Source organism: Pseudomonas sp. SIMBA_041 (assembly GCF_046535095.1).
In the GTDB taxonomy this organism is placed as follows: domain Bacteria; phylum Pseudomonadota; class Gammaproteobacteria; order Pseudomonadales; family Pseudomonadaceae; genus Aquipseudomonas; species Aquipseudomonas mucoides.
Genome location: NZ_JAWRXJ010000570.1, coordinates 1 through 256, shown reverse-complemented (window position 1 = coordinate 256; position 256 = coordinate 1). Strand labels below are relative to the sequence as shown.

The 256-nt window shown below is 39.5% G+C and carries 1 protein-coding gene; it reads right to left on the bottom strand.

The window, feature by feature from the left end; genetic code table 11:
• The coding region (locus SB725_RS32400; protein ID WP_410923605.1) for an SDR family NAD(P)-dependent oxidoreductase at positions 1 to 256 on the bottom strand (256 nt) is incomplete at both ends.

The window sequence follows — 256 nt, the reverse complement described above, 5'->3', positions numbered from 1 at the left end:
ATGCTTCTAATAATCCAAAACCGGAGACGGCAGCATTGTTGACCAAAACATCTATTTTTCCAAATTTCTCTAATGTTTCTGCAAAAGCATTATTTACAGATCGGTCGTCTGTGACATCAATTTCAATGACGTAGATATTGGGTAATGCTTTCAGTTCTTTGGCAGCTGCTTCATTTTTACCTGTCACGCCACGCATTCCTGCAATGACCGTATAACCCGCTTTAGCAAGTGTAGTTGCTGTTAATTTTCCAAATCC